The following is a 7,005-nucleotide window of genomic DNA, read 5'->3' as shown; positions in this document are numbered from 1 at the left end:
GGCAAAATCATTAAGAGCACAAAAGTGATCATTTACAAGTGATACTAGTGATCAAAGCTTAATGAGAATAAGCGATCAAAGTTAATGCAATTGGGTGATCAAAGCTGGAGAGAATATGCACAAATATTATTTGGTGGATGCTTTGTCAAAAGCCTAAACAGTAAAAATTTGGGTAATATTGAAGATGCTGTTATAAAAGATTGGCCTGACTCAATTCAACAAGTTATTAATAAATATCCAAATATAAAAATGGTTGTTCCAGGACATGGGAATATTGGAGGTATAAATTTACTTAAACATACCACTAAACTTGCTCTAAACACAGAAGTCGCTAAATAAGGTGGCAAGCGTATTTTCCTCGTGATTATTACCCGAAAAACCTTTGCTATTTATTAGTTTTTATTAAATGTCAGTATTTAACTTTATTTTTTATTCGAAAAATAGCGGGTTAAAACAATAATTACAGAAAGTAAACCACCTAAAATTGTGCCTAAAACAACAATTAAAGCACGCTTTGGTTTTGCCTTTTCTTCTGGTACTTGTGCTGGGTCAACCGTTTTCAAAACATATTCCGTTTTTACTTGTGTGAGCATCATATTTTTAGTTTGCTCTTCTATCAGCTGATAAAATACGGTTTCCATTGAAGCAACTTGAGTTTCTTTTAATTGCGAAGTTAAATAGTTAATTGAGTCTCGCGCTTCTTTTTTATCTTGTTCTCTCATAAATTCATTGACATCATTAACTAACCATCCCAGCCATTGCTTCGCCATAACAGGAGAGAAAAACTCAAGCTCTATGGTAATCATTGAAGTGCTTTTCTCTTGAGAAACATTAAGTAACTTAGAAAACTCAACAAATGCCTCCCAATATGAAGGTATTGCCTTTTTAGGTGCTTTAACTTCTCGCATCCACTTTTCATTAACTGAGTCATATAATGTGTCATCAAGAATTAAAGTATTCGTGCTCATATCCCAGCTCTCACCTGCCATTATTGGTACAAGTAAATCGTACTTGGCGATAAATTTTTCAATAAATGAACGAGATTTTATAATTTCTAAGGCCAAATCGGTTTTATCACTTTGCCCTGCACCTAAATTGATACCAGCCATGCTGGCTAGACCACCAAACTGCCCTGCTAATGCAGATAAACCACCCGCTCCAGCTTCGTTTGATACAGGCGCGACTATTGTAGAAGCTTTATAAATATTAGGTTGCGAAAGTGCAAAGAAAATAGAAACTATTGCAAAAACAAAACTGATAAAAATAATCGTTATTTTGCCTGCCCAAATAGCACTCCATAATTCCCCTAAATTAATTTCATTTGTTTTCGATTGATTTTGTTGCATTTGCATCAATAGCATTTGTTGCTGCAATACAGCTGCATTAGCAAAAGTAGTATCTGTTGCATGTGTGTTTTGATCAGGCGTTTGATCTTGCTCATGTTGTTCATCAACAAGGTTGTTTTTTATACTTTTATCTGAGTTATTTGACACTTAATCTATTCACCAATGAAAGTTTTCTATTACACATTAAGGTTATAGTTATCACTTTAACCTTAACAAAAAATTTGCTGTACTATAAAAGCTGTCTCTTATAAGTATACAAAGAACAATTAATTTTTATAAACCATAAAACTAGAACTTGTTAAGAATAACTCTATTCTTTAGTTAAAAATTCAATATACCAAGGCATAGCTTTATCAATGCCTTGTTGAATTTTAAACTCAGGTTCATAGCCAATCATGTTTTTTGCTTTGGAAATATCCGCCTGAGAATGGCGTACATCTCCAGCTCTAAAATCACGATAAACAGGTGAACTTTGATATTCTACGCCATTAGATTGTAATGCATCTTTCAAACTATTAAACAAAGTGTTCAACGTTGTTCTATCACCTAAGGCAACATTATAAACTTGGTTTTTACCGTTATCTTCAGCGGTAGCAGCTAAAATATTGGCTTGCACTGCATTTTCTATAAAACAAAAATCTCGGCTAGTTTCACCATCACCATTTACATATATTATTTGATTTTCTATCATAGCAGCAGTCCACTTAGGAATGACCGCTGCATAAGCACCATCAGGATCTTGCCTTTTGCCAAACACATTAAAATAGCGTAAACCTGTTGTATTTAGCCCATAAGTTTTATTGAAAACATCAGCGTATAATTCATTAACGTATTTGGTTACTGCATAAGGAGAAAGGGGCTTACCTATATTTTCCTCTACTTTAGGTAACGATGGATGATCCCCATAAGTAGAACTAGAGGCAGCATAAACAAAACTTTCTACCTCTGCTTCTTTAGCTGCAACAAGCATATTTAAAAAACCTGTTATATTTGCTGAGTTTGTTAATATAGGGTCAGCAATAGAACGCGGAACAGAGCCTAAAGCGGCTTGATGCAATATATAATCTACATGGTTGTTTTTTGTTCCTATCGCTTTTGCGCAATCCTCAACATTACGTATATCACCTTCGATAAAAGTGAAGTTTTGCCACTGTTGCGCTGATACCTGTGTTTCTACTTCATCCAAATTATGTTGATGACCTGTAGCAAAATTGTCTAGCCCAACAACTTTTTGGTTTAACAATAAGAGTGTTTCTAATAAGTTAGAACCAATAAAACCCGCGCAACCGGTAACTAACCACGTTTTTGGATTTGTGGTTAATTGTTGTTTTATTTTAGTATAACGAGTCATTATTTATTGCCTTGTATTTCCAAGTTCTAGTCTAAAAGTGAGCTGATGCCCAATTTGGATCGCATTTATTAGGGTTAAAAGACTATAAGCGAATATCTGCTAACGTAGGATCAAGCATGTATTTTAAATCATAAATAACATGTTCTGGTTGCATTAGCCCTTTAATTTCATCGTTAGATAAGGCAATAAACTGTTTATGAGCAACAGCAAAGATTACCGCATCGTAATGAGCAGCTTTAGGTTTTTCAATTAAGTCTACACCATATTCGTGTTTTGCTTCTTCTGGGTTAACCCAAGGATCATAGACATCAACATTGGTATTAAATTCTGCAAGTTCAGCTATAATATCAACAATTTTAGTATTACGTACATCAGGGCAATTTTCTTTAAATGTTAACCCCATAACTAAAACATTAGCGCCATTCACAGCAATATTTCGCTTTATCATGGTTTTGACAAGTTGTGAGACAACATAAGCGCCCATTCCATCATTAATACGGCGTCCAGCTAAAATAACTTCGGGATTATAGCCAATAGATTGCGCTTTATGCGTTAAATAATAAGGATCAACACCAATACAATGCCCGCCTACTAAGCCTGGACGAAAAGGTAAAAAGTTCCACTTTGTCCCAGCCGCTTTAAGTACTTCTTCGGTATCAATATTAAGTTTATTAAAAATAACGGCTAATTCATTAATTAATGCAATATTTAAATCTCGTTGCGTATTTTCAATAACTTTTGCAGCTTCCGCCACTTGTATACTTGAGGCTTTATAAGTGCCTGCTGTAATAATTGAACCATATAATCTGTCAATAAAATCAGCTATTTCTGGTGTTGAACCTGAGGTCACTTTTAGAATATTAGTCACTCGATGTTCTTTGTCACCCGGATTTATACGCTCTGGTGAATAACCAGCAAAAAAATCTTTATTGAATACTAGATTTGAATTCTTCTCTATTTGAGGAATACAAACATCTTCAGTCGCACCTGGGTAAACTGTTGATTCGTAAATAACAATATCACCTTTATTAATTACATTAGCCAACATTTGGCTTGCTTTAACGAGTGGCGTTAAATCGGGCTGTTTGTGTTCATCAATAGGTGTTGGCACAGTCACAATATAAACATTACTTGTTTTTAATGCTTCAATATCACTGGCATATGAAATAAAAGCAGAATCAGCCAGTTCATCTTTAGATACTTCAAGAGTAAAGTCGTGCCCTTGTTTTAATTCTTTAACACGTTGGCTATTAATATCAAAACCAACAGTTGGATATTTTTTACCAAACTCTACTGCGAGAGGTAAACCAACATAACCTAAACCAATAACAGCTATTTTTACATCACTTAATGTGTGCATCATTACACTCTTCCATTTTAATTTTATTAAATTCCACTTATAGCGGCTACCGCTACAGCAGTGTTATACATAATTGTTGTTGCACTTGTCCATAAGCTAATATTGTCCATGTATTCAGTATCAAGTGGAACTACAACGGTATCACCAGGCTTAACAGCATTATTTTCTTCACTGGAAAACCAATTTCCATCTTGCATCAATTTAATACTGCCATTAGCAGAGATGATATAAATTCTTTCGTCATCAGCGCGTTTTTTGCTACCGCCACTTTTAGCCAAGTAATCTTCTGCTCGTAAATTACTATCATAAACATGTGATGAAGCAACTTGCACTTGCCCAATAACATTGACCGAATTCTTCATGGTAGGCACATAAAGTACATCACCATTCTCTAGTAATACATCATAATTATTATCTTTAACTACTTTAGGAAGATCTAATACCAACCGCCCAATAGGTTGTAGTTTGGTGATATCTTGCAACATTTTTTGAACTTCTGCATATGACTGCGAAAAACTCTTATCTGACAATGATTTTGACGCCATTTCAATACGCAAATCACCCGCTAATTTAATTAAGTTTTGTTGCTCTAGTTCTTTAAGTTTAATGCGAGTAAATACAGATCCTTCTTTGTGAGCAAAAGAGGTAAAACCACCTGCTTTTTCAATAAGATCAGACAATTTTTCACCTCGTCGAATAGTGTACTTTCCAGGAAAAACAAACTCACCACGAAGCTCAACCACATGATTTTCACTCCATGAAGGTATTTGATGAATGTTTACTCTGTCTTTACTTTGTAATAATAAATTATCTTCATTATTACTCATTAATGCTTGTGCTAAATTAATTGAAACTGACTTTTTAGTAACGCCTTTATTCTTAAGCTCGCTTCGGGTTACATCTGCTCTAACTAAGTAAGCAGATTCATCTAATCCGCCCGCTGCTGCAACTAAATCATCAATTCGACCATTAACAGCTAAAGGGTAAACACCTGGAAATTTTACAGCGCCATCAATCTCAACGAGCTGAATAGGTTGGCCCGCTGCCCCTTGGCGTTTTAATTTCTGAATGATAGGTAGCAATAACCGTTGACGTGAAAAAAGTGCTAGCTCTTTTATATCAACAACTTCTTTTACTTGTCCGCCTGACATTTGCTCAATAGATTGATTAATCAATTCAGCAGCATCACTCTCTTCTTCGTCAAGTTCAGATAACTTTTCTTGATCACCATACTCTAGCCAAAACTGTTTAGTTTTGAATTTTTTCTTAGCTAATTTTTGTTCTTGTATAAATAATTCTTCTTGAGTAAACGCTAATGCATCAAGCCCAATACTATTTTCACTAAGCTTTTCTACTTGTGAAAAAATTAATACTTTATCATTTGCTTGTAACTGAATATTATCATCAGACTCAGGTGAGCTAATCGCTTTGGCTAATGAAAACTGCAACACTTCGATATTTCGAGTAATATCAATTTCGCGGATAATTAAACTATAATTTAAATCCGCGTTAGCTAATAAATGAGAATTAACTTCGGGAAGTAGATCTGTGACTCTTTGTGCTTTATGCCACTGATATTTACCTGGGCGAGTAATCGCGCCAATTAAAGTTACTGATTTTGAGAACATATCCGCAGCTTTCAACACACGTATGTTATCACCACCTTCAACTTTTCGTGCCATCTGTTTTGGGTTAGTAAAATCTAAATTAATGACACTGCGTAAATTATTTTGATTATAACGCTCAACAATGGTTGATTTAGCATAAGCACTTGGAAGTAATCCACCAGCCATAGTGGTTACATCAGAAAAATCATCCCCCTCTTTTAGTTCATAAATAGCAGGACGACGTACTTCACCGTCAATAGAAACAGTCTTCCCAACAGAGTTTATAAAAACAACGTCTCCAGATTGCAGTAAAACATCACCACTTGAATCGCCGTGTACAAGTAAGTCATATAAATCGAGTGTTTTTATTGTTTTGCCTGCACGTTTTAGCTGTATATTACGTAAACTACCAATATCACTAATACCGCCAGCAGCAAAAATAGCATGTGTTATGCTTGATAATGAACTTAAGGTATATTGACCAGGCTTATATGCGTCACCTAAAACAAATATTCGCATTGATCTTAATGACGCTATTCCAATAACAACATCAACGCCTATAATTCGTTCTTTAATTTTAGCACTGAGTAACTGCTTCGTTTCACTAAATGACAACCCTGCAACAGTGAAGGGACCGTATTGAGGAAAAACAACTTGCCCTTCTCTATTAACTTCTAGTTCTAACTCATTAACTTCTTTACCAAAAATTTGAACAGAAATTCGATCACCCGGCGCCACCATATAATCAGTGGGGATAGCAATATCCATTGTCGGAGCAAACGTTTGCGGTGCATTAGCAAAAACATCATAGCCAAACGGAGTTAATTCTTTTACTTCATCAAAATCTTCATCATCTTCAGGTTGCTCTCTTTCTATAATTTGATTTCCTTGGCTATCAAATTGAGTCCCTCGCGGATAATTTATGTTATTGGTATTTTGTTCTGGCTGTTCAGAAGTAACACTCGATATTTGCCCCTTAATTTGCGTTAAATCAATCCCCATGCTTTTGGCCAATGCCTGCTGTTGGGCTACAGGTAATTTTTGAAATTGATCAATTTGAGCTTGGCTAACTTGAGCAGTTACTTCCATAGAAACAGAGGCAATAAAAACAACTGAAACGAGAGTAAATAAAATAAATATATTTTTTTTGATAAAGGGGATCATTAGTGCAAGGAAATTCCTATTATGCGTTTATAACGCCTAAAATAACAACGTGAAAGTTTAACAGTATATATACTGTCTAACAACTTCAAAATAAAGCATTAAAAGACGATTGCTACATTATATATCCTCTTATTTAGAAATAGCTTAGGTATTTATTGAACATCTTCCATATAAAAT

Annotated in this window: 5 protein-coding genes; 1 reads left to right on the top strand and 4 read right to left on the bottom strand. The window is 34.8% G+C overall.

What is annotated here, in order from left to right; all coding sequences use genetic code 11:
* The first annotated feature begins 84 nt into the window (after positions 1 to 84).
* Positions 85 to 339 carry a hypothetical protein gene (locus ACE1OF_RS15075; protein ID WP_448895472.1) on the top strand — a complete coding sequence of 85 codons (255 nt, stop codon included), beginning with the start codon at positions 85 to 87 and terminating at the stop codon, positions 337 to 339.
* A gap of 83 nt (positions 340 to 422) precedes the next feature.
* Here the strand turns inward: ACE1OF_RS15075 and ACE1OF_RS15070 are convergent, their stop codons facing one another.
* The 4 genes from ACE1OF_RS15070 to ACE1OF_RS15055 all read right to left on the bottom strand — a co-directional run bounded on the left by ACE1OF_RS15070 (position 423) and on the right by ACE1OF_RS15055 (position 6,828).
* The gene (locus ACE1OF_RS15070) at positions 423 to 1,493 is read right to left on the bottom strand and encodes a Wzz/FepE/Etk N-terminal domain-containing protein (RefSeq protein WP_448895471.1); all 1,071 of its coding nucleotides are present in this window, start codon (positions 1,491 to 1,493) and stop codon (positions 423 to 425) included.
* Positions 1,494 to 1,656: 163 nt separating this feature from the next.
* Positions 1,657 to 2,697 carry an NAD-dependent epimerase/dehydratase family protein gene (locus tag ACE1OF_RS15065; protein ID WP_448895470.1) on the bottom strand — a complete coding sequence of 347 codons (1,041 nt, stop codon included), beginning with the start codon at positions 2,695 to 2,697 and terminating at the stop codon, positions 1,657 to 1,659.
* Between the two features lie 82 nt (positions 2,698 to 2,779).
* Complete coding sequence (gene tviB, locus ACE1OF_RS15060) at positions 2,780 to 4,060, bottom strand: Vi polysaccharide biosynthesis UDP-N-acetylglucosamine C-6 dehydrogenase TviB (protein ID WP_448895469.1); 1,281 nt, start codon at positions 4,058 to 4,060, stop codon at positions 2,780 to 2,782.
* 23 nt (positions 4,061 to 4,083) lie between these two features.
* On the bottom strand, positions 4,084 to 6,828 hold the full coding sequence (locus tag ACE1OF_RS15055; protein WP_448895468.1) for an SLBB domain-containing protein: 2,745 nt from the start codon (positions 6,826 to 6,828) through the stop codon (positions 4,084 to 4,086).
* Between the last annotated feature and the right edge of the window lie 177 nt (positions 6,829 to 7,005).

This window comes from Colwellia sp. E150_009, from assembly GCF_053543955.1.
Note: the sequence above shows the minus strand (reverse complement) of the source record. Positions and strands in the feature narration are given on the sequence as shown.